This window comes from Roseateles oligotrophus, assembly GCF_014204525.1.
Lineage (GTDB): Bacteria > Pseudomonadota > Gammaproteobacteria > Burkholderiales > Burkholderiaceae_C > Paucibacter_A > Paucibacter_A oligotrophus_A.
The window spans coordinates 1-1,151 of record NZ_JACHLP010000030.1 but is presented as its reverse complement, the minus strand read 5'-3'; the positions used below and the strand labels follow the sequence as shown (position 1 = coordinate 1,151).

At 63.6% G+C, this 1,151-nt stretch carries 1 protein-coding gene; it reads right to left on the bottom strand.

Going from position 1 to position 1,151, the window contains the following annotated elements; all coding sequences use genetic code 11:
* Positions 1–1,098: IS256 family transposase (locus tag HNP55_RS23965; protein WP_184304935.1), on the bottom strand; the 1,098-nt coding region annotated here is incomplete at its 3' end.
* Positions 1,099–1,151: the final 53 nt, after the last annotated feature.

Below are 1,151 nucleotides of genomic sequence, written 5' to 3'. Positions count from 1 at the left end.
CCAGATCAGCTTGGTGGCCGCATCGTCGCTGGGGAAGTGTCCGCGCGTCTTGATGATCTTGCGTAGCCGCGCGTTCACGCTCTCGATGGCGTTGGTCGTGTAGATCACGCGGCGCACCTCGGGCGGGAAGGCGAAGAAGGGGATGACCCGGTCCCAGGCTCTGCGCCAGGCACCCACGACGGTGGGGAACTTCTGACCCCAGGGCCCGGCCTCAAAAGCGTCCAACTCGCCCTCCGCGGCCTCGGCGCTCACCGCCGTGTAGATCGGCTTGATGGCCGCCGCCAGTGCCTTGCGGTCCTTCCAACTGGCGAATTCCAGGCTGTTGCGGATCAGGTGCACGATACAGGTCTGCAGCGTCGTGGCCGGGAGCACCGCACCCAGCGCCTCTGGCATGCCTTTGAGCCCGTCGGTGACGGCGATCAAGATGTCCTGCACCCCACGGGTCTTCAGCTCGTTGAAGACCTTCATCCAGAACTTGGCGCCCTCGGTGTTTTCGATCCAGATGCCCAGGATGTCGCGGCTACCGTCGGGCAGCACGCCCAAGGCCAGATACACGGCCTTGGAGCGCACCACAGCGTCCTCGCGGATCTTGACCCGCAGTGCATCGAAGAACACCACCGGGTACATCGACTCCAGCGGACGTGTCTGCCAGGCCGTGACCTCGCTCATCACCGCATCGGTAACACTGCTGATCAGGTCCGGCGAGACCTCTACCGAGTACATCTCGGCCAGGAAGCCCTGGATCTCGCGCACGGTCATGCCGCGCGCGTACATGGCGATGATCTTGTCGTCAAAGCCAGTAAAACGCCGCTCGTGCTTGCCAATGAGCTGGGGCTCGAACGTGCCCTCACGGTCGCGAGGAACGTCGATGCGCAGGGCTCCGGCGTCGGTCAGTAAGGTCTTGGCGCTCTTGCCGTTGCGGTGATTGGCGGCCGATCCCAGTGGCTTGACCTGACCCGGCGCGTACCCAAGGTGGTGACTCATCTCGGCGCCCAGGGCGCGCTCGAACAAGGCCTTCTTCATTTGATCAAACAGTCCCTGCATTTGCTCAGGCGTCATCGGCCCGGTGACCAGTTGGTCAAGCAACTCGGCTGGGATCTGGAATTGCGGCTTCGCCGCCTGTTCCGCCGTAGCGGTGGTTTTTGTCTTGC